This window comes from Methylocystis echinoides (genome assembly GCF_040687965.1).
Taxonomy (GTDB): domain Bacteria; phylum Pseudomonadota; class Alphaproteobacteria; order Rhizobiales; family Beijerinckiaceae; genus Methylocystis; species Methylocystis echinoides_A.
Map to the genome: position 1 here is coordinate 672,720 of NZ_CP156084.1, position 23,366 is coordinate 696,085.

Below are 23,366 nucleotides of genomic sequence, written 5' to 3' on the forward strand. Positions count from 1 at the left end.
ACGCGCCGGAACAAGAAAAATGACCTCGCGTTGCACGGGTGGCCCTGGGGCTTTGTCCGACAACAACCCTTGGAGACGTAGCGATGACAAACACACGCAAGATGATTACGACCGCACTCGCCGCCACGATGCTCGTCAGCACGCTGGCGGTCGCAACGCCCGCCTCGGCATGGGGGCGTTATGGCTGGGGCGGCGGATGGGGCCGGCATTGGGGCTACGGCGGATTCCGTCCGGGCTGGGGTTACGGGCGCTGGGGCTATGGCGGATGGGGCTACGGCGGCGGCCTGGGATTGGGCCTCGGCGCCGGCCTGCTCGGCGGACTGGCGCTCGGCGCAGCCACGTCTCCCTACGGTTATGGCTATTGGGGCTCTGGCTACCCAGCCATGGGCTGCGGCACGTACGGCGCGGCCTACCCGGCCTACCCGGCCTATTACGGTTATAGCGGCGGTTCCTGCCGCTGCCCCTGCTGATTAATTCTGCAGACCGGCCCCCTGCCCTCCGCCGGAGCCACGAGACATGCAACCGCGCACTGCGCGGTTGCATTGCGTTCAAAAGACCTGCAACCGGCGCACTGCGCGGTCGCATTCGTTCAAAAGATCTGCAACCGCGAGCACTGCGCGGTCGCAGTGCGTTAGAGCAAAGCCATCTTCGCGAACGTCTCTCCGTAACGACGAAACCGGCGCGTACAAAAGCAGGGCCGCCTCTCGGCGGCCCTGCCCTTGGGTCCGTCTATCAGAAGCCGGCCGTCTGGTCGGTTCCGCGACCCGACTGCGTGCTCGTCGAGCCCATGCCGGCGCCGCCTTCCTCCCAATAGGGACGCGAGCCGAAATGCTGATGCAGACGCGACTCCCAGTCACGGTCCGTCCAGCTCTGATCGGTATATTCGGGGGCGTTCTTGAGCTGATCCTCGGTGACGTTGGTCACGTAACCGCCGAGGTTCGTGTCATATTTGAACGCCTTCCACGGCAGCGGATGCTCGCCTTCGCCGATCCCGAGGAAACCGCCGAAGGTCATGATCGCATAGCGAATGACCCCCGACACCTTGTCGATCATCAGATGATCGATTTGGCCAATCTTGTTGCCGGAGGGGTCATAAACGGCCGTGCCTTCGACGTTTTCGCTGGAGATCAGATTGCCGCTTTGCGTCGCCATTCCCATCGTCGCCTCCTCAAAACCGACTGCCGGACCTTTCACGAGGTCCGCTGAGCCAAGTGAACAAATCTTCGCCGCAAATGTTCCGTCGCCGCAGACGCCGAAGGGCTCACAGAGGCGCATCCTTTCGCCCCGGGGCGAAACAGGCTAATGCAGTCGGCGCGCGCCGCAGCCGGGAAAGGACTCCATGGACTCGCAACTCACGATCAGCTGGGAAGTCCTCGAGATCATCTGGATCAATATTCTGCTGTCGGGCGACAATGCGATCCTCATCGCCCTCGCCTGCCGCAGCCTGCCCGTCCGGCAACGGCGCTGGGGCGTTTTCTTGGGCGCGCTCGGCGGCGTGATCCTGCGCGTCATCTTCACGCTGCTCGTCGTGCAGATGATGAGCATTCCTTATCTGAAGGTCTTCGGCTCGCTCCTTCTGCTCCTTGTTGCGGTGAAGCTTCTCATCGACGAGACCGAGCATTCGGACGTGGCGGCCAAGCCCGATCTCATGGGCGCGGTCATCTCGATCATCATGGCGGACGCCGTCATGTCGCTCGACAATGTTCTCGCGATCGCCGCGGCCGCGCGGGGCTCGACCTATCTCATCGTCTTCGGCCTCGCGCTCTCTGTCCCGATCGTGATGTTTGGCGCGGGCTTCCTGCTCAAGATCCTCGAGCGGGTTCCAGCGCTGGTCTGGGCGGGGGCCGGCCTCCTGGGCTGGGTCGCGGGGGACATGGCCGCGACCGACCCCGCCCTCGCTGAAACGCTGCATGGCTTCGACCACGCGGCTCTCGAGCGCAATTTGTCCATCGGCGGCGCGGCGATCGTCCTGGTCGCCGCCTTTTTGATTCAACTCTACCGCCAATGGCGCGAGGATCAGCGCGACCGCGAGAAACATGGCGGATAGCAGACGTTGCTTCGCCCCCTGCAAGGTTGCGCCGCGCCCCGCCGACGGGGGTCAGGTTGCTCGAGCTCTGCCCCTCTGCTAGTTTCGGCGACTTAATCCAATAAGCGGGCAGAAAAATTGTCACTCTCCAGTCTTCGTAAATGGATCGGTCAGGGCCAGGATTCCGGCGTCCCGACCTTTACCGCGCACAATATTCGTCTCGATGACGGAACCTATACGAAGCCTGACGGAACGCCGATGGATCAGGTTCCCTGGTTCGTCGCCGCGCGGCGCATTCTCACGACTGTCTTCCCGCAAGATCGGGAAAACATACGCCTCGCCGATCTCGGCTGCCTGGAGGGCGGATATTCGGTCGAATTGGCCAGACTGGGCTTCTCGGTCACCGGCCTCGAGGTGCGGGAATCGAACTTCGCCGCGTGCAAATTCGTCAAGGCGAGAACCGATCTGCCCAATCTTACCTTCGTCAAGGACAATGCCTGGAACCTGCGCAAATACGGCAAGTTCGACGGCGTGTTCTGCTGCGGTCTGCTGTATCACCTCGAACAGCCGCGGAAATTCATCGAGATGATTTCCTCGCTAACGAGCCGGATCGCGATCTTTCAGACGCATTTCGCCGCCACCTACGACATCCAGCATCCGATCCATAATCTCTCGCCGCTGACGACAAACGAAGGCGTGCCGGGGCGCTGGTTCGCCGAATTTCTCGACAAGGATTCTTTCCGCAAAAGAGAAGAGCATCGCTGGTCGTCCTGGGACAACACGCGGTCGTTCTGGATACAGCGCGAATATCTTCTCCAGACCATCCGCGACGCCGGCTTCGATCTGGTGCTCGAGCAATTCGACGGTCTCGGCGAGGACATCGCCAAAAGCATGACGGAAGGCTACTACCATACCGACATGCGCGGCACCTTCATCGGCATCAAGACCCAGGCTTGATTGCAGGGCCCTCAGCCGTCATTGCCGAGCGATGAATGCCGAAAATGACGGCCGCGCCGCGGGGCGCGTCGTAAAGCTTTCCTTATGAGGGGAGGGGCGCCCGCCGGCTAACCGCCGCGCAGTCCCTGCTTGGCGATCTGCTGCTGCGGATCGAGCTGCAAGGCGCGCTGATAAATGTCGACCGCCTTGGCGCGATTGCCGCTCTTATCATAGGCGAGGCCGAGCCAGGCCCAGGCGAGCGAATTCTTGTTGTCGACGTTGAGCGCCGCGTTGAAGTCCTCGATCGCCTTGTCATATTTGCCAAGCGCCACGAAGCTCTCGCCGCGCGCCTGATAGGGGGCGGCCGCGAAAGGATCGCGGTCGATGGCGTTGTCGAAATCCGTGACCGCGTGGGCGTTGTCGCCGCGCTTCTGATAGATCAGCCCGCGCGCGTGGAAAGCCTGGGCGTTCTCGGGATTGAGGCGGATCGCCGTGTCGAGGTCGGACAGCGCCTGATCGAGATTGCCCTGCGCGCGCAACAGATTGGCGCGCCCGACATAGGCCGGCGCATGGTTGGGATTGGCTTGAACGGCGCGGTCGAAATCGGCGCGCGCCGCCTCGTTCTGTCCCGCCTGACGGCTTGCGAGCGCGCGATTGGTGTAGGCGGCGGCGTTGTTGGGATCGATCTTCGTCGCCTGGGTGAAATCGGCGATGGCTTCCTGAAAGGAGCCGACGCGAGCATAGGCGACGCCGCGCGTATTATAGGCTTCCGCGCTCGTGGGGTTGCGCCGGATCACTTCGGAAAGCGATTCGATATTCGCGGAGGCGGCTTTGGGGTCGGTGTCGGCGATCTCCGCGATTCCGCGGCCGGGCGGCCGAATGCCGCTCGCCGTCTCGCAGCCGCCGAGCGCAAGCACAGACAGCGCCGCGCCGCCGAGCAAAACCCGTCGGCAAGCCGTTAGGCGAAAGCCCATGCCTTTAAACCCTCTCGTCCGTCAACGCTTCCAAACGAGTCCGTTCTTTGCCGCCCAGGGCGTTAAAAAAGCGTTCACCAAACGGCAAAAATACGATTTAGCGGCCGGTGGCCTTGGCCTTCACCGGCAGCAGACCCTCGCGCTGCAGCTTCTTGCGGGCGAGCTTGCGGGCGCGGCGGACGGCCTCGGCCTTCTCGCGGGCGCGCTTCTCGGACGGCTTCTCGTAATGGCCGCGCAGCTTCATCTCGCGGAAGATGCCTTCGCGCTGCATCTTCTTCTTCAGCGCCTTCAGAGCCTGATCGACATTGTTGTCGCGAACGAGAACTTGCACGAAACCATCCTGCTTTCTGTGGGGCGGCCTGGCAGGCTGTCTGGAGCCAGGCTGTCCAAATAGGGAATAGGTCTCCGGGCGCTTGCGGAGCGCCTGACCCGTGCTGGGGAGATACCAGAGTCGCGGCGCCCTGTCCATGGCGGAAGCGTCGTTCCCCCGCCCGAAGCGTCAAAAATGGTGGCCAAGGCCAGGAGCGCCGGGGCCCTTGTTCTGGCGTCGCGTTATATTATAACGTTTGACATGACCGACGCGACCACCCGAGGCCATCGCCACGCCCATGACCACGCCGGCGGCGAAGCGCTGACGCGTCCGGCGCATGCGCATCTGCGCCAATCCGGCCGACGCCAGGACCGCCTGTCGCCGCTCGAGGCCTCGGCGGGCGCGCGTCTGGCCGGGGTCTCCTTCGTCATCGCCCTCCTCTGGGCGGGAGTTTATTGGGCGCTCCATTGACCGTTGCCGCCCTTCCGGGGTCCGTCCGCCTCGTCAATCTCACGCTGGGCTACGACCGGCGCCCCGCGGTTCATCATCTCGACGGCGAGATTGCGCCGGGCGCGGCGCTCGCGGTCTGCGGTCCCAACGGCGCGGGCAAATCCACGCTCTTGAAGGCGCTGGCGGGGCTCTTGCCGCCGCTCGGCGGCCGCATCGACCGCGCAGGATTATCCGCGCGGGAGGTCGCCTATCTGCCGCAGCTCATCGAGGTCGACCGCTCTTTTCCCATCAATGTGCGCGATTTCATCGCCATGGGCGCGATGCGGCGGATCGGCCTCTTCGGGCGCCTCGACACGACGGAGCGGGTCCGCGCCGACGCGGCCCTCGACCGCGTCGGCATGGCCGGCATGGAGGATCGGCCGATCGATACGCTCTCCGGCGGCCAGATGCAGCGCGCTTTGTTCGCGCGCCTCATTGTGCAGGATCAGCGGCTGATTTTGCTCGATGAGCCTTTCGGCGCCATCGACGAGTCGACGACCGAGGATCTGCTCGCGCTCGTCGCGCAGTGGCGCACGGAGGGACGGACGGTGGTCGCGGTGCTGCACGAGCTCGACCTCGCGCGCCGCGCCTTTCCGCAAACCTTGCTGCTCGCCCGCGAACCCATCGCCTGGGGCGAGACTCATTCGACGCTCTGCGCTGACAATCTGGCGCGGGCGCGCGCCATGTCCGAAGCCTATGACAGGCAGGCGCGCGAATGTCTGCGCGACGAGGACGCGGCGCATGTTCACTGAGATCTTCGTGTCGCCCTTCCTCGATTATGAATTCATGCGCCGCGCGCTCGTCGGCGCGCTGGCGCTTGCCGTCTCGGGCGCGCCGCTCGGCGTCTTTCTGATCCTGCGGCGCATGTCGCTTGCCGGGGACGCGCTGTCTCACGCGGTCTTGCCGGGCGCCGCCGTCGGCTATCTCGTAGCTGGCCTGTCGCTGCCGGCGATGACATTCGGCGGCCTCGTCGCCGGCCTGGTCGTGGCGCTCGCGACCGGCGCCGCCTCACGCTTCACCACGCTGCGCGAGGACGCCTCGCTGGCGGCCTTCTACCTCGTCTCGCTCGCGCTCGGCGTCACGCTGGTGTCGCTCAAGGGCTCCAGCGTTGATCTCCTGCATGTGCTGTTCGGCTCGGTGTTCGGCCTCGACGACGCGTCGCTCTATATGCTCGCGGGCGTCTCCACGCTGACGCTTGTCGCGCTCGCGCTCTTCTACCGCGCGCTGGTCATGGACACGCTCGATCCGCTTTTCCTGCGCCAGACGACGCCCTTCGGCGAATTCGTCCCCTTCCTTTTCCTCGCGCTCGTCGTGCTCAATCTCGTCGCCGGGTTTCAGGCGCTCGGCACGCTGATGGCCGTCGGCCTGATCATGCTGCCCGCCGCCGCCGCGCGGCTCTGGACGCATGAGCTGTCGGTCGCCCTGCCGCTGGCTGCGGTCCTCGCGATGGCCTGCGTTTACGCCGGGCTGGTCTTTTCCAACGAGACCGGCGCGCCGACCGGCCCGGCCATCATCCTGGCCGCTGGCCTCATTTATCTCGGCTCGCTGATTTTCGGACGCGCCGGCGGCGCGCTTCGCCTGAAGCGCCCGCGCCGGCATCTTGAAGGATAACGTTTCATGCCCACCCGCCGCTGCATTTTGGGCCTGCTTCTCGCCACGCTCGCGGCGCCGGCCGCAGCCGACGCCGAGAAGCTTCCCGTCGTTGCGAGCTTCTCCATCATCGGCGACCTCGTTCAGGAGGTCGGCGGCGACCGCGTCGTCGTGACGACCCTGGTCGGGCCCGACGGCGACGCCCATGTCTACCAGCCGACGCCGGCCGACGCGCGGCGCATCGCCCAGGCGAAAGTCATCTTCGTCAACGGGCTCGGCTTCGAGGGCTGGCTCGACCGCCTCATCGCCGCGGCCAAGAGCAAGGGGACCGTCGTGACGCTCGGGAGCGGCGTGACGTCGCGCGCCGGCGAAGAGGGAACGGATCCCCACGCCTGGCAGAACGTCGCCAACGCCAAGATCTACGTCGGCGAAATTCGCGACGCCCTCATCGCCGCGGATCCTCCCGGCGCCGAGGCCTACCGGAGTCGCGCGGAAAACTATCTCGTCAGGCTCGACGCCCTCGACAGAGAGATTGTCGACACGCTCGGGGCAATCCCGGAGAACAGGCGCCGGGTCGTCTCGACCCATGACGCTTTCGGTTATTTCTCCGCGCGCTATGGGGTGGCCTTCATCGCCCCGCAGGGCGTCTCGACCGAAGCCGAGGCCAGCGCCCGCGACATTGTTCGCATCATTCAGGCCGTAAAGCAAAATCAGGTCGGGGCTGTGTTTCTGGAGAATATCGCCGACCCCAGGCTCGCAAAGCGCATCGCCGCGGAGACCGGGGCCCGCATTGGCGGCACGCTCTATTCGGATGCGCTGTCCGGCCCCGGCGAAGGCGGCGCAAATTATATCGACATGATGCGCCACAATGTTAGAGAATTGGCCAAAGCTTTGGGGCCCTAAGCCCCTCCCCGCCCCTCTCCCGCTTGCGCCGGTGACGGGTAGATCGCGACCGTTATCGGCGCGCGTCCTCTCTTCTGCCTCAGCAGGGGAGGGAGAGGCGGCTTCGACAGACACAGGAATGTTTCCGTGAGCGACAAGATTCCCGTCACCGTCATCACCGGCTATCTCGGCGCTGGCAAGACAACGCTCCTCAACCGCATTCTCACCGAGCAGCATGGCCGCCGCTACGCGGTCATCGTCAATGAGTTCGGCGAGATCGGCATCGACAACGACCTCGTCGTCGGCGCCGACGAGGAAGTCTTCGAGATGAACAACGGCTGCATCTGCTGCACCGTGCGCGGCGACCTCATTCGCATCATCGAGGGGCTGATGCGTCGGCGCGGCAAGTTCGACGCCATCATCGTCGAAACGACGGGGCTCGCCGATCCGGCCCCCGTCGCCCAGACCTTCTTTGTCGACGCCGACGTAAAGGACGCCGCCCGGCTCGACGCGGTCGTGACGCTCGCCGACGCCAAATGGCTCAGTCACCGTCTCAAGGACGCGCCGGAAGCGAAGACGCAAATCGCTTTCGCCGACGTTGTCATTATCAACAAGACGGATCTCGTCACGCCGCAAGAGCTCGAAGAAATCGAAGCGCGCATCCGGGGCATCAACCCCTACGCCACGCTGCATCGCGCCGTGAAGGCGGATGTGCCGCTCAAAGCCGTGCTCGAGCGCAACGCCTTCGATCTCGAGCGCATTCTGGAGATCGAACCCAGTTTCCTCGAGGCCGAGGACCATGATCATGATCACGGCCATGACCATGATCGTCACGACCACCATCACGATCATGATCACGCGTGCGGCCCCGGATGCGGCCACGACCACCATGATCATGGCCACGCGCATCATGACCACCACGAGCACGACAGCCATGGCCATCTGAAGGCAATCCACGATACGGAGATGCAGTCGATCTCCCTTCGCCATCCGGGCGACGTCGATCCTGAACGCTTCGTTCCCTGGCTCAATGAGCTCGTGCAGCAGGAAGGGCCGGACATTCTCCGCTGCAAAGGCATCGTCGCCTTCAAGAACGAACCGCGCCGTTTCGTCTTCCAGGGCGTGCACATGATTCTTGACGGCGACCTGCAGCGCGAGTGGAGGGAGAACGAGCCGCGCGAGTCGCGCCTCGTCTTCATCGGGCGCAAACTGAAGGAAGACCTTATCCGGGAGGGGTTCGACAAGGTCGTCTCCTGAAACGCGCGCAACGACTGTTTGGGATGGCCCCCTCGCGCCCCGCGCCTAGTTTGATAAGCGCGGGGCGCATGTCGCGCCAAAGAGGCCGACATGCTGAAGCGCCTGCTGGAGCACTATCTGTTTCTCTCCCGCTGGCTGCTGGCGCCCTTCTTCGTCATGCTGACGCTCGGGCTGCTGGCGCTCATGGTGAACGCCGCGCGCCACGTCCTCGGCATTCTGCTCTCCATTGGCTCCAGCACCGAAGACAGGATCATCCTGGAGCTGCTCGGGCTCATCGACCTGACGCTCACCGGCGCGCTCGTCATGATCGTCACCATCTCGGTCTATGAAAATTTCGTCTCGGGCGTGCCGGCGACGCCGCGCGAGGGCTGGCCGAACTGGATGGGCGGCATCGACTTTCCGCAGCTCAAGCTCAACCTGCTCACCACCATCGTCGCCATCTCGGCGATCAAGCTTCTCGAAGTCTTCATGGACGTGCCGAAATTCGAAGAGCGCGACCTCACTTATTACATCGCCATCCATCTGACGTTCGTGCTGTCGACCGTGCTCTTCGCCTTTTCGGAGCGCGTCACCATTTCGGGGCAGGTTGAAAAGAAGACGACGCCTGCCGAGGAGCCGGGGACGAAGATCGACGCGCCAGGCGGCTCGTGACGTCGCGGGAGCGCCGCTCCCGTGCAATCTCGCCACGAAGCGCCTAAACTCATTACATGAGCGTGTCGCTCGCCTGAGCTGGCGAGGCGGGCGCGCTCTTTGGAAAGACAAGATTTGAAGGAGCCTTTCATGAAGCTGCGATATCTCGTCCTGGCCGTCGCCGCCTTTTGCGCTCAATCCGCGCAGGCGGACGCCAAGAAGCCCGTCTCCAACTGGAGCTGCGAGGAGTTCCTCGCCGTAGAAGGCGACTTCCAGCCGAAAGTGATCTACTGGGCGACCGCCAAGGCCAAGAGCGGCAAGCCCGGCGGCGTCGTCGACATCGAAGGAACGGAAAAGGTCGTTCCCATGATTATCGACGACTGCAAGAAGGAGCCGAGCAGCTCCTTCATGACCAAGCTCAAGAGCGCTTGGGGCACCGTCGAGGCGGAAGCCAAGAAGTTGAAAGAGAAGCTCTAAGCCGTCTCACTCGTAGCAGGCGATCTCGCGCTCACCGGCGAAAATCTCGGCCATGCGGCGGGCGTCGCCGCCCTTGCGCAAGGCCAGGAAGCGCGGACGCCGGCGGCGAACCGAGGAGGCGCCGCGGCGCGGCGGCGGGGCGATTTCACGGGCGCCGGCCTTCGCGGCGTCTTCGCTCTCCGCCGCGAGGCGGGGCAAGTCGAGCCAGGCGGCCCAATATTTCCAGTCGGCGGCGGCCGCGGCGCTGTCCTGGGTCTCGCCCAGCACCACATCGAGATCGCGGTCGCGATGGGCGAGCAGCAGGCGATAGCGCGGCGCGCCCGCCGCCCCCGCCGCGACTTCGAGCAGCACCCCCCGATAGGCGGGGACCGGGACGGTGATTCTCATTTTCACGCCGCCGAAGCGCCGCGCGATGAGAATGTCGCGGCGCGTCACCCGCACGCGGCGCGACCCGCCATCCGCCCGCCAGTCGCGCTGCACGAAAAGCGCTTCCTCGCTTTTGTTCGCATGACCGGCGTCAAACATGTCTTTCTCCCCGCTGCCCTTGGGCGTCGTTCGCCCTGATGAGACGAAGTTTTGCGCGGGGAGGCGCCGCAAGTTGCTAACAAGCACGGTAAATTGCACATAAACCATTGCTTTTCCGACTGGATTGCGGCCTCAGGGTGAAGCAGCCGGAAAGGCGATTGTTCAAATTGTCGGCAATTCGCATCCCGGACCGGCTTGCGAGCGCGCGACGCCTCCCCTACTGCTTCATTCGATGCCCCTCGCCCAATCCGATCTGTCCGCCTTCCTGTCCCGCCTGGAGGATGTCGCGCGCGAAGCCGGAGACATCGCCATGGGCTATTTCAGGCGCGGCGCGCGGACGGCGGCGGCCATTTCCTACAAGGGCGGCGGTTCGCCGGTCACGGAGGCCGATTTCGCGGTCGACCGCTTTCTTTTCGAAGCGATGCGCCGCCTCGCGCCGCAGGCCGGCTGGCTCTCCGAGGAAACGGCCGATACCGACGCGCGGCTGTCGCGCGAGAGCATTGTCATCGTCGATCCCATCGACGGCACCAACGCCTTCACGCAGGGCGACGAACGCTGGGCCGTCTCGATCGCGCTGATCGAAGGCGGCCGACCGACGGCCGGCGTGGTGCACGCGCCGGCGCGGGGAGAGACCTTCACCGCCGCGCGCGGACAGGGCGCCTTCTTGAACGGCGAGCGGCTCGGGCCGCGGATTCGCGAATCGCTTGCCGGCGCGCTCGCGATCGCGCCGCGTCCGTTGCATGCGCGGCTTGCCGACTTGCCCCAAAACATCGCGCTCGCGCCGCGCACGCCGTCCCTTGCGCTGCGCCTCGTCGACATCGCCGCCGGCCGTCACGACCTCGTGATCTCGTCCCCCAACGCCCGCGACTGGGACATCGCCGCCGCCGACGTCATTTTGTGCGAAGCCGGGGTTGCGCTGGCCGAGGTGGAGGGTGGCGCGCTCACCTATAACCGCAGCTCGTCGAAACGCGGCATGCTGGTGGCCGCGCCCAAGCCCCTTATTGAGGAAACTCTCGCCATCGCCCGGACCGTTTCGAAAGGAATAAAGTGGTCATGACAAAGCATGCGACGCCCCCGAAACAGGAAAAGCAGCTTCTGCATCTCGTCTTCGGCGGCGAGCTCGAGACGCTCGACGGCGTTTCCTTCCGCGACCCGTCGAAGCTCGACGTCGTCGGTATTTATCCAGACAACGACAGCGCCCTCGCGGCCTGGAAAGCCAAGGCGCAGTCGACCGTGGACAATGCGCATATGCGCTATTTCGTCGTGCACCTCTACAAGTTGCTGGACCCGGAACACGACAAGCTCTGAAATCAGACAAGCAGGCAGGCGCTTTCCTAAATTCAGCCCGCTTTCGGCACGATAAGTGAGGCCCTTCGGCGGGGGCGGGAGGGAACCCCTTTGCCGGCGCCCGCGGCCTTGGCGCAAGGCGCGGCCAGGGTCAAACGAACGGGAATCATGCCGCTTCTGAAGCTCTATCGACTGGCGACCATCGCTTTGACGCCCCTCGCCGGGGCCGCGCTCAACTGGCGCGCCTCTCGCGACAAGGAAGACCCGGCCCGGCTCGACGAGCGCCTCGGCCTCGCCTCGCGCGACAGGCCGCCGGGGCGCCTCGTCTGGCTGCATGGCGCGAGCCTCGGCGAATCGCTCTCGCTGCTGCCCTTGATCGAGCGGTTCATTCAGCGCGGCGCGGAAGTGCTGGTGACGAGCGGCACGGTCTCTTCGGCGCGGCTGCTCGCCGCACGGCTGCCGGCCGGCTCCTTCCACCAGTATATGCCGCTCGACGCCCCCCAATTCGTCGAGCAGTTCCTCGACTACTGGCGGCCCGACATCGCCATCTTCGCCGAGTCGGAACTCTGGCCCAACATGGTCGCGTCGCTGCATCGGCGCGGCATTGCGCTCGTTCTGGCCAACGCCCGGATTTCGCGCCAATCCGCGGAGCGCTGGCAGAGCCTGCGGGGCGCCGCCCGCAAGCTGTTCGGCGGCGTCGATCTCTGCCTGGCCCAGGATTCCGAAAACGCGGCGCGCTTCATTGCGCTCGGCGCGCCCTGCGTGCGCATCGCCGGCAATCTGAAATATGACGCGCCCCCGCCCCCCGCCGACGCGGCGCGACTGGCCGAATTCAGCGGCGCGATCGGCGGCCGTCCGGTATGGGCCGCAGTGTCGACCCATGAGGGCGAAGAAGAGATCATCCTTGCGGCGCACGCGGAGATTGCTCGGAAAATCCCGTCGCTTCTGACCATCGTCGTGCCGCGCCATCGCGAACGCGGCGCCGCGGTCGCGGAGCTCGCGGCGGCGCGCGGCCTTCCGGTCGGCCTGCGCACGCGCGACGGCGAACCGCGCCGCGACATCGGCGTCTATGTCGCCGATACGGTGGGAGAGCTCGGGCTCGTCTTCCGCAGCGCCGGCGTGGTTTTCATGGGCAAGTCGCTTATGCCCGGGGGCGGGCAGAACCCGATCGAGCCGGCGAAGCTCGGCTGTGCGGTTCTGTTCGGGCCGCATGTCGACAATTTCAGCGAGGTTTATAACGAGCTAGCCGCTGCGAAGGCGGCGGCGCGCGTCGCCGACGCGGAGACGCTGGCGCGCGCGGTCCATTATCTCCTTTCTGACCCCGCGCGCATGCGGCGCATGGGCCGCGCCGGCGTCGAGACGGTGGAGAAACTCGGCGGCGCCGCTCGCGGCATCATCGCCGCGGTCGAACCTTTCCTCGCGCAAGTCGCCATTGCGGGGCGATGAGCCGTGCTGCGCGCGCCCGCCTTCTGGCGCGGCGACGGCCCGGCCGCGCGTCTGCTGGCGCCTTTTGGCGCGCTCTCGGGCGCGATCGCGCAGCGGGGGCTGCGACGCGCGGCGCCCCGCGCCGTTTTGCCGACGATCGTCGTCGGTGGACCGACGGCGGGCGGCGACGGCAAGACGCCCACTGTCATTGCGCTCGCCGCGCTGCTCGCGGCCCAGGGGGAGCGCCCGGCCCTGCTGACGCGCGGCTACGGACGGCGCAACATCCGCGCAGCCCCCTTCGTCGTTGACGCGGCCGCCACTGTCGATGAGACGGGCGACGAGGCGCTGCTGCTGGCGCGCCATGGTCTGACCATCGTCGGGGCCGACCGGGCGGCGAGCGCCGAACTGGCGCGCGACATGGGCGCGACGGCGTTGATCCTCGACGACGGCTTCCACAGCCGGCGCGTCGCGCCGGATTTCTCGCTTCTCGTCGTCGACGCGGACTACGGCGGCGGCAATGGCCGTTGCCTGCCGGCCGGTCCGCTGCGCGCGCCGCTTGCCGCTCAGTTCGACGCTGCAGACGCGCTGCTCGTCATCGGCGACGGCGCGGCGGGGGCTCGGCTTGCCGCGATCGCCGAAAGACCGGCGTTCCCGGCCGCGTTGCTCACGCCGCCGACGGCGCAAAAGTTCGCCGGCCTACGGGTTGTCGCTTTTGCCGGAACCGCGCGGCCGGAAAAATTTTTCCGGAGCCTGGAAAGCATCGGCGCGGAGATCGTCGCGCGCCGCTCCTTCGCGGACCATCGCCGCTTCAGCAGACGCGATATGGCGGTTCTTGCCGGGTTGGCGCGCCGCAGCCAAGCTTGTCTCGTGACGACGGAGAAGGACGCCGTCCGTCTGCCCAAGAATGCGCCTCACGTCGACGTCCTTCCGGTCGACCTCGTCTTCGCCGACGCCGGGGCGCTGGCGGCCGTTCTCGCCGATGCGCTGCGGCGGGCGCGGCTCAATCCGGTTTCTTGAGCCCGAGCTTCATGAGCTTGGCGTGCGGGCCGCTATAGGGCTCCTGCAGATCGACGTTCCAGTAGCGCAGATCCTCGAGCGGGATCGGCTCACCGGTGACGGCGCAGCGCACATAGGCGCCCGGCTTGCGAACGCGATATTCGCCGTCGAGATATTCGACTTCCGCCTCGCCGGCCGGTTGGGGGGTGCGTTCGTAACGGTTCATTCGAAATCTTCTGTTGAAGCGCCGCGTCAGCGGCTGTCCTGTCACTCGCCGAAGCGACCTGATGATCGACCACATGGGCGATGCGCCTCCAGCCCGCCGGGCCGCCTGTCGCATTATCTACATCCCCCTCGCCGCCAAAGGAAGGCCCAAGGCTGGCCTGGCTCACGCCTTGCGGGCTTAAACGCTTGTTCGATCGCCAATTCGCGCCTAGCCTTCGGCGAGTGCCGATTTTGATTCGTCTGAGTCAGCTTCCGCGAACGCTGTCAAGTTCGCGCTGCGATAGGATGGACAGACATGGATCGGGACCCGCAGGGCGATCTCGCCGACTCCTCCCCCCTCGCCGACGACGCCGCCGCGCTGTCGCCGGACCGCGAAAGCGCCAAGGCGAAGACGGTTTGCGAAAAGGCGCTCGTCGTCGCCCAGGGCAAGCATCGTTTTTATTCCCTCGTGCTGCCGAGCGATCTGCTCGCCGAGACATGCATGGTGGAGCCCCGCGTCGACAATCCGATCGACGGCTTCCAGCGCCTGCTCGACCAAAAGCGCGCCAAATCCATCGCCCGTTATATCGACGCCGGCTTCGGGACGGTGCCCGGCGCCGTCGTGCTCTCGGCGCAGGCGCGGGCGCATCTGACCTACGACAAGGAGACGGGCGCGCTGACGTTCCGCAAGGACAAGAAGGCCTTTCTCATCATCGACGGCCAGCATCGCGTCTACGGCTTCAAGCTCGCCAAATCTTCGGTGAGCGTGCCCGTCGTCATTTACAACAGGCTCAGCCGCGCGCAGGAATGCCGCCTGTTCATGGACATCAACACCAAGCAGCGGCCGGTGCCCAATGAGCTGCTGCTCGACATCCGCCGCCTCTCGGAAGTCGAGAGCGAGACGGAGGCGCTGCTCCACAATGTGTTCGACCTGTTTCACACGCGCAAGGACAGCGCGCTCGCCAACCTGCTCAGCCCGGCCGAGCGCAAGAAAGGCATGATCTCGCGCGTCACCTTCAACGCCGGCCTGCGCTCCATCAAGGGCGCGTTCGTCGGCGCGCCGCCGGAAGAGGTCTATGCCGTGCTCAACGCCTATCTGCGGGCCTGCCGGCACGGGCTGGGTCTGCACGACATCGACGACAACATCGCCAATCCGGCGCTGTTCAAGGCGCTGATGTTGCTCTTCACCAATGTCGCGGAGCGCGTCGCCGACCGGCACGGCGGCAAATATACGGTCGGCAATTTCGAGGATGTCGTCATTCCATTCTTCCGGCGCCTGAAGAAAAGCGACCTGCCGCGCGCGGGGCTGACCCACACCGCGCTGCATGAGCATTACAGCAAGGCGCTCAGCGCCGGCTTCCTGCTCAAGCAGTGGCTTTTCGCCTGACTTTTTTTTAGGCCGGGAGGCTTGGAGGTTCGCAGAATCGCGGCTGGGCGCGCCGCGCGAAATACCCTTTTCCGGGTATGGTAAAATCGACTTGAATACAATCTATTACAATCCGAACTCCGTGCAGCGGCGGTGACGCCAATAACTCGAAAGCGCCGTTCACAACAAATGCGTCGGCGCCCTTTTCAGCTGGCGCCCCCCTTGAACTTTTCGAAGGACCGGCTGAACGGACCGCGCCCAGAGCACACTGAGAAAATGAATAATCCCGAGCCCGCCCAACCTTTCTCATCCGCCAACAAGCAGCTTAAGGATCGAACGGTCGTAGAGTTGACCCTCACGCGGTTGCTGAGCAACCTTTCGGACGACGCCGAGCCAAGTCCAAACATGACGCTCGCGCGACATGCGCTGGGAGCGGCCGTCAATGTGGCGGCGGAATCCATGATGCTGCTCTATTTTCTGGAAGAGCCCTGCATGAAGGCGCTGGTGCTGGCGGCGTCGCGAATTCCCTTGCAGGATCGAAAGCGGCTCGTCAGCGAGATTGGCGCGACAAAGGGCGGCGCCGGGGCCGCTAACCGGGGATGAGGCCGGCGCGCAAGGCGAGGGCGATGGCCTCCGCTTTGTTCTGAACCGACAGTTTCTTGATGATCTTTTTGAAATGCGTGGCGACGGTCTTTTCCGAGAGGAAGAGAATCTCCGCGACCTGCCGGTTGGTCTTTCCAAAGGCGCTCCACAGCAGGATTTCGCGTTCGCGCTTGGTGAGCGCGGGAACGCTGATCGCGCTGCCCTTGGCGATCGACTTCAGCTTGTTGAAGGCGTAAAGGCAGAAGAGATGCAGGTTGCGCATCTCCGTCGTGCTGGGCGCCTTGGCGCCGCCGCTGAGCGAGACGCCCGCTTCGAGCCCGTTGACGCCATGCACGGGAAAGCACACGCCATGGGTCAGCCCGTGCTCCTCGGCCTTGCGCATGAAGGCGTATTCGGGCGAATTCACGCTCAGCCCCGCCACAACGTCCGCCCATAAGAACGGATCGGGCGACGCCACGCAGCGCTTCAGGACGGGGTCGACGTCGACAAAGCCCAAATCGAAATAGAGCTTGTCCCATCCCTGCGGCATATGCATGGAGACGATGCAGGCGCCGAGATTTTTTCCGTCTTCGGGAATGCCGCCGAAAACGAAGTAGCGGTAGCCGATCTCACCGATGATCTTCAAAAAGACGTCCTCGAAGTCCTTCAGCGATCTGGCCGCCTTGATTTGACCCAGGGCTTCCGAAGCCTTGTCGAAGCTGAAGGGGGGCGAATCCGTCATGCCGGAGGCTCAGTCAAGCGCGGCTCGGCTCGCCTCGCCCCGTCATCCGGCGGCGTCTCGGTCCACCAGAATGGGGTTCCCAAGGGGTCGGACGGGAAGACTGCCGCATCAATTCCGCGCGCGCCGAGCGCCTCGAAAGGCGGCTCGTCTTCCCCGAAGTCGTCCGACTTGCCGCGCAGGGTCAAGCCATGTTCGGTCTTTTCCCAATGGAAGGGCCGTCGCCATAATTCGAAGAACGCGCGCCAACAGGCGAGGCTCAACATCAGGAGCCACAGCGGCAGGTAGAACAGGGCGCCGCAAAAGCCGAAGAGGCCGCGGCGACGGGCGCCGAGCAGCAGCGGCGCCAGCAGCGAGACGAGGCCGGAGACGGCGACGAAACACCAGAGCGCGCTGCACGCCGTCTCGAAGCCGGTGCGGGGCGCGAGCAAGGCGCCGAAGAGCGCGTCGTAAAGAAGCCGCGCGGTCAGCAGCGGCCCGAACAGGGGCCCCATAATCCCGCTCGCGAACATGGCGAGCACGGCGAAAGCCCCGCGCGGCCCGAGATCGGCGAAAAAGCGCGCCGGATGGCGGCAATGCACGAGCGCCGTCTGCATCCAGCCTTTGAGCCAGCGGGCGCGCTGCTTCACCAGCGCCCGGAAGGTCGCGGGCGCCTCCTCGAAGGTGTGCGAGTCGAACATGCGCAGCTCGTAACCGGCGCGCAGGAGACGCAGGCCGAGGTCGGCGTCCTCGGTGACGTTATAGGCGTCCCAGAAGCCGATCTCGCGCAACGCCGCGAGCCGGAAATGATTCGACGTGCCGCCAAGGAAGAGCGGCAGGCGGCGCGCCGCGAGTCCCTTGTTGAAGACGTCGAACAGAGCGGCGTATTCGAGCGCGAACAGCCTCGTCATCCAGTTGAGGCCGCCATTATCGATGACGAGGCTCGCCTGCAGACAGGCGAGTTCGGGCGCCGCGTGATGGAAGTGCGCGGCGGCGCGACGCAACTGGCGCGCGTCGGGAAGATCTTCGGCGTCGAACACCGCGACCAGGGACCCGCGCGCGAACGGCATGGCGATGTTGAGGGCGCGGGGTTTTGTCCGCGGCGCCCCTGGCGGCGCGACCACGATCTCGTGCGGCGTGCGCGGCGGATAAGAGCGCAAGGCTGCAAGCGTCTCTTCGTCATCGTGCTCGACGACGAATTTTACATCGAGCTTGGCCCGCGGATAATCCAAGCGGTCGATGGCGCGTGAAAGCTGGCGGGCGACGGCCGCCTCCCTGTAGAGCGCGATCACCACCGTATAGACCGGCAACTGCGCCTCCTCGATCGCGACCTCGCGGTCGCTCGCCCGAATGCTCGACCAGGAGGCGCAAAGACGGAGGACAATTCCCGCTAGAAACGCCCCTGCGAGAAGCAAGGCGGCGAGAAGACGGGGGCCCGCCCAAGGCGTGAAGAGACAGGCGATCGCCGTGCAGAGCAGGACGGTCGCGACCGCGAGAGGGCCGCGCCGCAGCGAACTGCGCACGCAAAGCCGCGGGTCGACGCGCTCGACCGACAGGCTCGCCGCCCGCGCGACCTCGCCCGCCAGCGCGTCCCGAAGCGCCTCAATGAAACGCGTCCGCGTCGTCAGAGCGAAGAGCGCGCGTCCCCGAGCCGCGCGGACGACGCTCATCAGCCTGAAAATTTCGGCGCCGACCGGGGCGAACAGCCAGCGCGGGCCGTCGCTTTCGCCGCGCAGGGGAACATAGCCTCTTTCGGCGCCGACGGCGGCGCCCAACGGGAGCTCGATGCCGGCCTCGAGGAACGGGACGCCCAGATGGTCGGCGAGCGCTCGGTAGAAGACCTCATCCGCCACGAGCCCCTCGGCGAGCAACGCCGCGTCCGCCGAGACCCCCTGTCGTCGTGCGAGAGTCGTCGCGTAGTGGAGCACGTCGAGCGGCACGCCGTATTTCGCCAAGAAGGCGATTTCGACGGCGGGCGGACGCGGCGACGTTTCGGCGCGGCCCGGGGCGCGGCGGACCGGGGCTACCGGCGCGTTACCCAGGGTGCGGCGGCGGGGGCCTTGCCCCTCCTCCCGCGGCCGGAGCGAAGGTTCGGCGTAATAAAGGTCGACCGACGCCTCGGACATGAATAAAACTCTGATGGCGCGCAATGCTGCTGAACCTTAACTATTAGTTGTCGGCGGCTTTGTCGCAAGCAACCCACGGTTGGGTGTGCATTTATCTTTGAGGGAGCGCCCGTGCTTCGTTTTCGCCTGAGCGTCCTCGCCGCCTCTCTGCTGGCGTTTGCGGCCGGGTCCGCGCCGGCGCGGGCCGAGACGGCCGTCCCGTCCTTTTTCGACCCCAATCATCCGCTGCAGAAGCCGGACCTCTCCCGCATCCGGCAAATCCGCTTTCTCACCGAAGACGATTTCCCGCCGTTCAATTTCCTCCTCGCCGACGGGCAGCTCGCCGGCTACAACGTCGATCTCGCGCGCGCGATCTGCGCCGAGCTGGAGACGCCCTGCACCATCCAGCGGCGCAGCTGGGAGCTGCTCGTCCCCGGGCTCGACGACAACAGCGCCGACGCCGTCATCGCTTCGCTCGCGATCAATGACGAGACCCGCAAGCAGGCGGACTTCACGGCCCCCTATTTTCTCACGCCCGGCCGCTTCGCCATGTTCGCCGACACCACCCTGACCGCCGCGACGCCGGAGGCGATCGGCGACCGCAAGGTTGCGGTCGTCGCCGGATCGCGGCACGAGGCGTTCCTCAAGACCTTCTATCCGAGCGCCGAACGCGTGGCCTTCGAAACGCCGGCGCTCGCCCGCAACGCGCTCAAGACCGGCAAGGTGTCGGCCCACTTCGGCGACGCCATCAGCCTGTCGTTCTGGCTCAACGGGGCCGAAGCCGGGGGCTGCTGCGTCTTCAAGGACGGCCCCTTCACCGATCCGCGCTTCTTCGGCGAAGGCGTCGGCATCGCCGTCAAGAAGGGCAATGAGCCGCTGCGCCGCGCCCTCGATTACGCCCTCGCCAAGCTCGACCGGCGCGGCGCGCTCGGCGAACTCTATCTGAAATACTTTCCGATCGGGCCGTTCTGAGGCGTGACGTCGGCGTCGACGGCGGAGAAGGCCCGGCCGGGCTTTCCTTCGCGCGGCGCGCCGATATCTTCACGATAGAGCAGCTGCTTGGGAAGAAGAATGGACGCCTGCGAGGTCTGGGCCGCGAGCTGGATGACGGACAGCGAGGCCCGCTGGACCTTCATCGATCCGGCCTGGCTGGCGTTCACGGGACAAAGTCCGGAGGCGGCGCTCGGCCTCGGGTGGCTGAAGGCGATCCATCCCGGCGATCGAGCGGGGTTGGAGAAGGCGCTGAGCGCCGAGGCGCCGGCCCCCTTTCGCCTGCCGCTCGGCGTGCGGCGCGCCGACGGCGCCCCTTGCGCGGCGCGCGCCGCCGGAACGCCGCGCTTCTCGCCCGACGGGCGCTTTCTCGGCTATTTCGGATCGCTTGTGGAGCTTGAAGCGCCCCAAGGCGCCGACGCAGACGAAAGGGAGGCTTTTTGCCGAACCCTGCTCGACGCCCTCGGCGACGGCGTGTTCATTGCGCAGGATGACCGATTCGTCTTCGCCAATCCGGCGCTGTCGGCGATGCTCGGCCATGCGCCGCATGAGATTGAGCGCTTGCCTTTCGAAAGCGTCGTTGCGCCGGAGTTCCTGCCCCTCTGGACGGCCCGCTACGAGGCGGGCGTCGGCGACGGCCCCGAACCGCCCCAGCGCTATCCTCTGCGCATTCTCAACAAGAATGGCGAGCGGCTGGACGCCGAGCTCTCGGCGCGGCGCATTCGGCGCCGGGGACGCAACGCCGTTCTCGGCGTCCTGCGCGACGTCTCGGAGCGGCGCAGAGGCGACGCGGCCCTGCGCGAAAGCGAGCGGCGTTTCCGGCAGGTCGTGGAGTCGTTGCCGCAATTGGTCTGGACCTGCGCGCCGGAGGGCCCCTGCGACTATCTCAGCCCGCAGTGGATCGCCTACACCGGCGTTCCGGAAGCGGCCCAGCTCGGTTACGGATGGCTCGACCGGCTGCACCCGGACGACCTCGAGCGGACCGCCGCGCAATGGCGCGCGGCGCACACGCGCGGCGAGGATCTCTCCGTCGATTTTCGGATCCGTCGGCATGACGGGGCGTATCGCTGGTTCCATACGCTCGCTGTCCCGCTGAAGGACGACGGCGGGCGCATCATCAAATGGTTCGGCACCAACACCGACATCACCGAAATCAAGGACGCGGAAGACGCCTTGCGTGAAAGCGAGGCGCGTTTTGCGAGCTTCATGCGCCATCTCCCCGGCCTCGCCTGGATCAAGGACGCGGAAGGCCGCTACGTTTACGTCAACGAGGCCGCGGAGGCCGCATTTCAAAAGCCCCTGGAAGACATTTACGCCAAGACCGACGTCGACCTCTTCGACGCCGAGACGGCCGAGGCGTTCCGCAGCAACGATCAGCGTGCAATCGCGAGAGACGCCGGCGTTGTCACCATCGAGACGCTCGAACACGCCGACGGCGTTCTGCATTATTCGCTGGTCAGCAAATTCCCCATGAAGGACGCATCCGGGACGATCCAGGGCACCGGCGGCGTCGCCATCGACATTACCGAACACCGGCGGATGGAAGAGGCGCTCGAGCAGCAATCCCGGCTGGTCGATCTTTGTTTCGACCCGATCTTCGTCTGGGACTGGGACAGCGGGATCAAGACCTGGAACCGCGGATGCGAGCATCTCTACGGATATTCCAGCGGTGAAGCCTTCGGGTGGTCCAGCCACCAATTGCTGCAAACGCGCTTCCCCGCCAGCCGGGAGCATTACGAAGCAAGGCTGTTGAGCGCGGGCGAATGGGCCGGCGAATTGGAGCAGATCAGCAAGGACGGCCGCACAATTTGCGTCGAGAGCCGGCAGCAGCTGATCCAGACCGGCGGGCGCAAGCTCGTTTTGGAGGCCAATCGCGACGCCACCGAACGCAAACGCACAGAGGCTGCGCTGCGGGCCGCCAGCAAGCGCAAGGACGAATTTCTGGCGACGCTCGCGCATGAATTGCGAAACCCCCTTGCGCCGATCAGTTACGGCGTGGAGCTGTTGAAGAGGAGGGCCCAGGAGAGCGGATCGCGCGACGTCGCCCTGCTCGGCATGATGGGGCGCCAGGTCGTCCACCTCGTCAAGCTTGTCGACGATCTCCTCGAAATTTCCCGCATCGACAGCGGCAAGATCGAGCTGCGCAGGGAGCCGACCGAGGTCGCCGCCGTCGTGCGCAACGCGCTCGAAACCACCCTGCTGCAGATCGAGAGCGGCCGGCGCCGGCTGGTCACGCGCATCGACGACGATCCGCCGCTCATTGTCGACGGCGACCCCATGCGCCTTTCCCAGGCCTTAACGAACCTCGTCAACAACGCGGCCAAATTTACGGCGGAAGGCGGACTGATCGAGATTGAGGCGCAACGGCGAGGCTTTGACGCGGTCATTCGCGTGCGCGACAACGGCCGGGGCATCCCGGCCGACGCCTTGCCGCATGTTTTCGACCTTTTCACGCAGGTCGACCACGGCGACCGCAAATCAGGCGGCCTTGGGATCGGCCTCGCCCTCTCGCGCAAGCTCGTCGAACTCCACGGCGGCAGGATCGAGGCGTTCAGCGCGGGGCCAGCCGCCGGCAGCGAATTCGTCATCACCCTCCCGCTTGCTCCGCAGGCGACGGCGCGCCCCTCGCCCGAGGCGGAGCGCGCGCCCGCGCCTTACGCGGCCAGGGTCGTGGTGATCGACGACGAGCAAGACGTCGCGGATAGTCTGAAACTGCTTCTCGAGAGTCTCGGCGCAACCGTCCGCGTCGCCTATGACGGCCCCCAAGGCGTGGCCCTCGTTGAGGATTTCTCGCCGGAACTGGTGTTTTTGGACCTCGCCATGCCCGGCGTCGACGGTTTCGAGACGGCGCGGCGGATCAGGCGGACGGCCGCCGGACAAACGGCGACGCTCGTCGCCCTGACGGGCTGGGGACAAGCCCGGGACCGCGCCAAGACCAAAGAGGCCGGCTTCGACGCGCATCTGACCAAGCCGGCGTCGCTGGAGCAGCTCTCCAAGTCTCTGCGCGACAGGCCTGCGAGGCGGATAGCGCCGGGGGGAAGCGGGGAAGACGCGCAACCCGCGGGCGGCGGCTAAGGCGCACGCGCCGCTTCGTTGAGTCCTCTTCGGCCCCCTTAAAGCAAATCGGCGATCGCCGCGCGCACCGCTTCGATCTCGCAGAGAAGCCTGTCGCACAGCGCGGCCTCGCCTGGGTCGCCCGCGCGCAGCGCCGTCTCATAGGCTTCCGCCGCCGCGGCGACCGCGAAGGCGCCGACCGACCGGGCCGAGCCTTTCAACATATGGGCGAGATCGATGCGGGCGCCCGCGTCGCCCATGCTCCGGGGCGCGGCGAGACGCGTAGCGAGCTGCGCTGCCTGCCGCTCGAACAGGGCGAGCAGCTCCGTCTCGAGCGCGTGATCGCCAAAGGTCTGGCGCGACAGGCAGACGAGATCGAGAACGGCTTCGGGCGGGTTAGGGTCGCCGCTGCGGTGATTGAGGGAAAGGTTGACAGCAGCCAGGTTGGCCATCAGTTGCTCCGCTTTTGCCCCCGCGCCTGCCGCTCCTAAAAATCGCCGAGCTTACAAGCATATGTGGCATGCCTGCCGGCAAGGTCGAGAG

General features: G+C 65.8%; 25 protein-coding genes and 1 pseudogene. 18 read left to right on the plus strand and 8 right to left on the minus strand.

Going from position 1 to position 23,366, the window contains the following annotated elements; translation table 11 throughout:
* Positions 1 to 83: 83 nt before the first annotated feature.
* A complete protein-coding gene (locus tag RVU70_RS03210) occupies positions 84 to 470 on the plus strand; it encodes a hypothetical protein (RefSeq protein ID WP_363349645.1) in 387 nt (128 codons plus the stop codon).
* A gap of 262 nt (positions 471 to 732) precedes the next feature.
* Here the strand turns inward: RVU70_RS03210 and RVU70_RS03215 are convergent, their stop codons facing one another.
* Complete coding sequence (locus tag RVU70_RS03215; protein WP_363349646.1) at positions 733 to 1,152, minus strand: PRC-barrel domain-containing protein; 420 nt, start codon at positions 1,150 to 1,152, stop codon at positions 733 to 735.
* Positions 1,153 to 1,339: 187 nt separating this feature from the next.
* Between RVU70_RS03215 and RVU70_RS03220 the strand changes: the two genes are divergently transcribed.
* Together RVU70_RS03220 and RVU70_RS03225 are read left to right on the plus strand one after the other, a co-directional pair.
* Complete coding sequence (locus RVU70_RS03220) at positions 1,340 to 2,047, plus strand: TerC family protein (protein WP_363349647.1); 708 nt, start codon at positions 1,340 to 1,342, stop codon at positions 2,045 to 2,047.
* 117 nt (positions 2,048 to 2,164) lie between these two features.
* Positions 2,165 to 2,983: a methyltransferase domain-containing protein gene (locus RVU70_RS03225; protein WP_363349648.1), complete on the plus strand. Its 819-nt coding sequence runs from the start codon at positions 2,165 to 2,167 to the stop codon at positions 2,981 to 2,983.
* Positions 2,984 to 3,090: 107 nt separating this feature from the next.
* Here the strand turns inward: RVU70_RS03225 and RVU70_RS03230 are convergent, their stop codons facing one another.
* Positions 3,091 to 3,936: a tetratricopeptide repeat protein gene (locus RVU70_RS03230; RefSeq protein WP_363349649.1), complete on the minus strand. Its 846-nt coding sequence runs from the start codon at positions 3,934 to 3,936 to the stop codon at positions 3,091 to 3,093.
* A 112-nt stretch (positions 3,937 to 4,048) separates the two neighbouring features.
* Positions 4,049 to 4,267 (minus strand): annotated as a pseudogene (gene rpsU / locus RVU70_RS03235) (30S ribosomal protein S21); the annotation flags it as partial.
* Positions 4,268 to 4,507: 240 nt separating this feature from the next.
* Here rpsU and RVU70_RS03240 point away from each other — a divergent pair.
* The 7 genes from RVU70_RS03240 to hdeA all read left to right on the plus strand — a co-directional run bounded on the left by RVU70_RS03240 (position 4,508) and on the right by hdeA (position 9,571).
* Complete coding sequence (locus RVU70_RS03240; protein ID WP_363349650.1) at positions 4,508 to 4,717, plus strand: hypothetical protein; 210 nt, start codon at positions 4,508 to 4,510, stop codon at positions 4,715 to 4,717.
* Positions 4,714 to 5,487: an ABC transporter ATP-binding protein gene (locus tag RVU70_RS03245; RefSeq protein ID WP_363349651.1), complete on the plus strand. Its 774-nt coding sequence runs from the start codon at positions 4,714 to 4,716 to the stop codon at positions 5,485 to 5,487. Before RVU70_RS03240 ends, RVU70_RS03245 begins: the two co-directional genes overlap by 4 nt.
* Positions 5,477 to 6,346: a metal ABC transporter permease gene (locus RVU70_RS03250; RefSeq protein WP_363349652.1), complete on the plus strand. Its 870-nt coding sequence runs from the start codon at positions 5,477 to 5,479 to the stop codon at positions 6,344 to 6,346. The genes RVU70_RS03245 and RVU70_RS03250 overlap by 11 nt, the downstream gene beginning before the upstream one ends.
* Positions 6,347 to 6,352: 6 nt before the next feature.
* Positions 6,353 to 7,228 carry a metal ABC transporter substrate-binding protein gene (locus RVU70_RS03255; RefSeq protein ID WP_363349653.1) on the plus strand — a complete coding sequence of 292 codons (876 nt, stop codon included), beginning with the start codon at positions 6,353 to 6,355 and terminating at the stop codon, positions 7,226 to 7,228.
* A gap of 126 nt (positions 7,229 to 7,354) precedes the next feature.
* A complete protein-coding gene (locus tag RVU70_RS03260) occupies positions 7,355 to 8,464 on the plus strand; it encodes a GTP-binding protein (RefSeq protein WP_363349654.1) in 1,110 nt (369 codons plus the stop codon).
* Positions 8,465 to 8,554: 90 nt separating this feature from the next.
* Positions 8,555 to 9,115, plus strand: a complete 561-nt coding sequence (locus RVU70_RS03265; protein WP_363349655.1) for a YqhA family protein — start codon at positions 8,555 to 8,557, stop codon at positions 9,113 to 9,115.
* A 129-nt stretch (positions 9,116 to 9,244) separates the two neighbouring features.
* Positions 9,245 to 9,571 (plus strand): acid-activated periplasmic chaperone HdeA, encoded by a 327-nt coding sequence (gene hdeA / locus RVU70_RS03270; RefSeq protein ID WP_363349656.1) that lies wholly within the window; start codon positions 9,245 to 9,247, stop codon positions 9,569 to 9,571.
* 6 nt (positions 9,572 to 9,577) lie between these two features.
* Here hdeA and RVU70_RS03275 read toward each other — a convergent pair whose 3' ends face one another.
* Entirely contained in the window at positions 9,578 to 10,096 is a 519-nt protein-coding gene (locus tag RVU70_RS03275) for a DUF6101 family protein (protein ID WP_363349657.1), read from the minus strand.
* A 232-nt stretch (positions 10,097 to 10,328) separates the two neighbouring features.
* On the opposite strand from RVU70_RS03275, the gene RVU70_RS03280 reads away from it, so the two are divergent.
* The 4 genes from RVU70_RS03280 (at position 10,329) to lpxK (ending at position 13,825) form a co-directional block, all read left to right on the plus strand.
* Positions 10,329 to 11,153, plus strand: coding sequence for a 3'(2'),5'-bisphosphate nucleotidase CysQ (locus tag RVU70_RS03280; protein ID WP_363349658.1), 825 nt, complete (start codon positions 10,329 to 10,331; stop codon positions 11,151 to 11,153).
* Positions 11,150 to 11,404: a DUF4170 domain-containing protein gene (locus tag RVU70_RS03285; RefSeq protein ID WP_363349659.1), complete on the plus strand. Its 255-nt coding sequence runs from the start codon at positions 11,150 to 11,152 to the stop codon at positions 11,402 to 11,404. Before RVU70_RS03280 ends, RVU70_RS03285 begins: the two co-directional genes overlap by 4 nt.
* A 147-nt stretch (positions 11,405 to 11,551) precedes the next feature.
* On the plus strand, positions 11,552 to 12,829 hold the full coding sequence (locus RVU70_RS03290) for a 3-deoxy-D-manno-octulosonic acid transferase (RefSeq protein WP_363349660.1): 1,278 nt from the start codon (positions 11,552 to 11,554) through the stop codon (positions 12,827 to 12,829).
* A 3-nt stretch (positions 12,830 to 12,832) separates the two neighbouring features.
* A complete protein-coding gene (gene lpxK, locus RVU70_RS03295) occupies positions 12,833 to 13,825 on the plus strand; it encodes a tetraacyldisaccharide 4'-kinase (protein ID WP_363349661.1) in 993 nt (330 codons plus the stop codon).
* Here lpxK and RVU70_RS03300 read toward each other — a convergent pair.
* Positions 13,809 to 14,030, minus strand: coding sequence for a DUF2093 domain-containing protein (locus RVU70_RS03300; RefSeq protein ID WP_341105493.1), 222 nt, complete (start codon positions 14,028 to 14,030; stop codon positions 13,809 to 13,811). The two genes, lpxK and RVU70_RS03300, sit on opposite strands and share 17 nt — an antisense overlap.
* A gap of 294 nt (positions 14,031 to 14,324) precedes the next feature.
* Here RVU70_RS03300 and RVU70_RS03305 point away from each other — a divergent pair, with 294 nt between their 5' ends.
* Positions 14,325 to 15,395, plus strand: a complete 1,071-nt coding sequence (locus RVU70_RS03305; protein WP_363349662.1) for a DGQHR domain-containing protein — start codon at positions 14,325 to 14,327, stop codon at positions 15,393 to 15,395.
* A 255-nt stretch (positions 15,396 to 15,650) separates the two neighbouring features.
* Positions 15,651 to 15,977, plus strand: coding sequence for a hypothetical protein (locus RVU70_RS03310; protein ID WP_363349663.1), 327 nt, complete (start codon positions 15,651 to 15,653; stop codon positions 15,975 to 15,977).
* Here the strand turns inward: RVU70_RS03310 and RVU70_RS03315 are convergent.
* Complete coding sequence (locus RVU70_RS03315; protein ID WP_363349664.1) at positions 15,964 to 16,698, minus strand: LuxR family transcriptional regulator; 735 nt, start codon at positions 16,696 to 16,698, stop codon at positions 15,964 to 15,966. The genes RVU70_RS03310 and RVU70_RS03315 overlap by 14 nt on opposite strands.
* Positions 16,695 to 18,800 carry a glycosyltransferase family 2 protein gene (locus tag RVU70_RS03320; RefSeq protein ID WP_363349665.1) on the minus strand — a complete coding sequence of 702 codons (2,106 nt, stop codon included), beginning with the start codon at positions 18,798 to 18,800 and terminating at the stop codon, positions 16,695 to 16,697. Before RVU70_RS03320 ends, RVU70_RS03315 begins: the two co-directional genes overlap by 4 nt.
* A 111-nt stretch (positions 18,801 to 18,911) precedes the next feature.
* On the opposite strand from RVU70_RS03320, the gene RVU70_RS03325 reads away from it, so the two are divergent.
* Entirely contained in the window at positions 18,912 to 19,751 is an 840-nt protein-coding gene (locus RVU70_RS03325) for a transporter substrate-binding domain-containing protein (protein ID WP_363349666.1), read from the plus strand.
* A gap of 99 nt (positions 19,752 to 19,850) precedes the next feature.
* Complete coding sequence (locus tag RVU70_RS03330) at positions 19,851 to 22,844, plus strand: PAS domain S-box protein (RefSeq protein ID WP_363349667.1); 2,994 nt, start codon at positions 19,851 to 19,853, stop codon at positions 22,842 to 22,844.
* Between the two features lie 38 nt (positions 22,845 to 22,882).
* Here RVU70_RS03330 and RVU70_RS03335 read toward each other — a convergent pair whose 3' ends face one another.
* Entirely contained in the window at positions 22,883 to 23,275 is a 393-nt protein-coding gene (locus tag RVU70_RS03335; protein WP_363349668.1) for an Hpt domain-containing protein, read from the minus strand.
* Positions 23,276 to 23,366 lie beyond the last annotated feature (91 nt).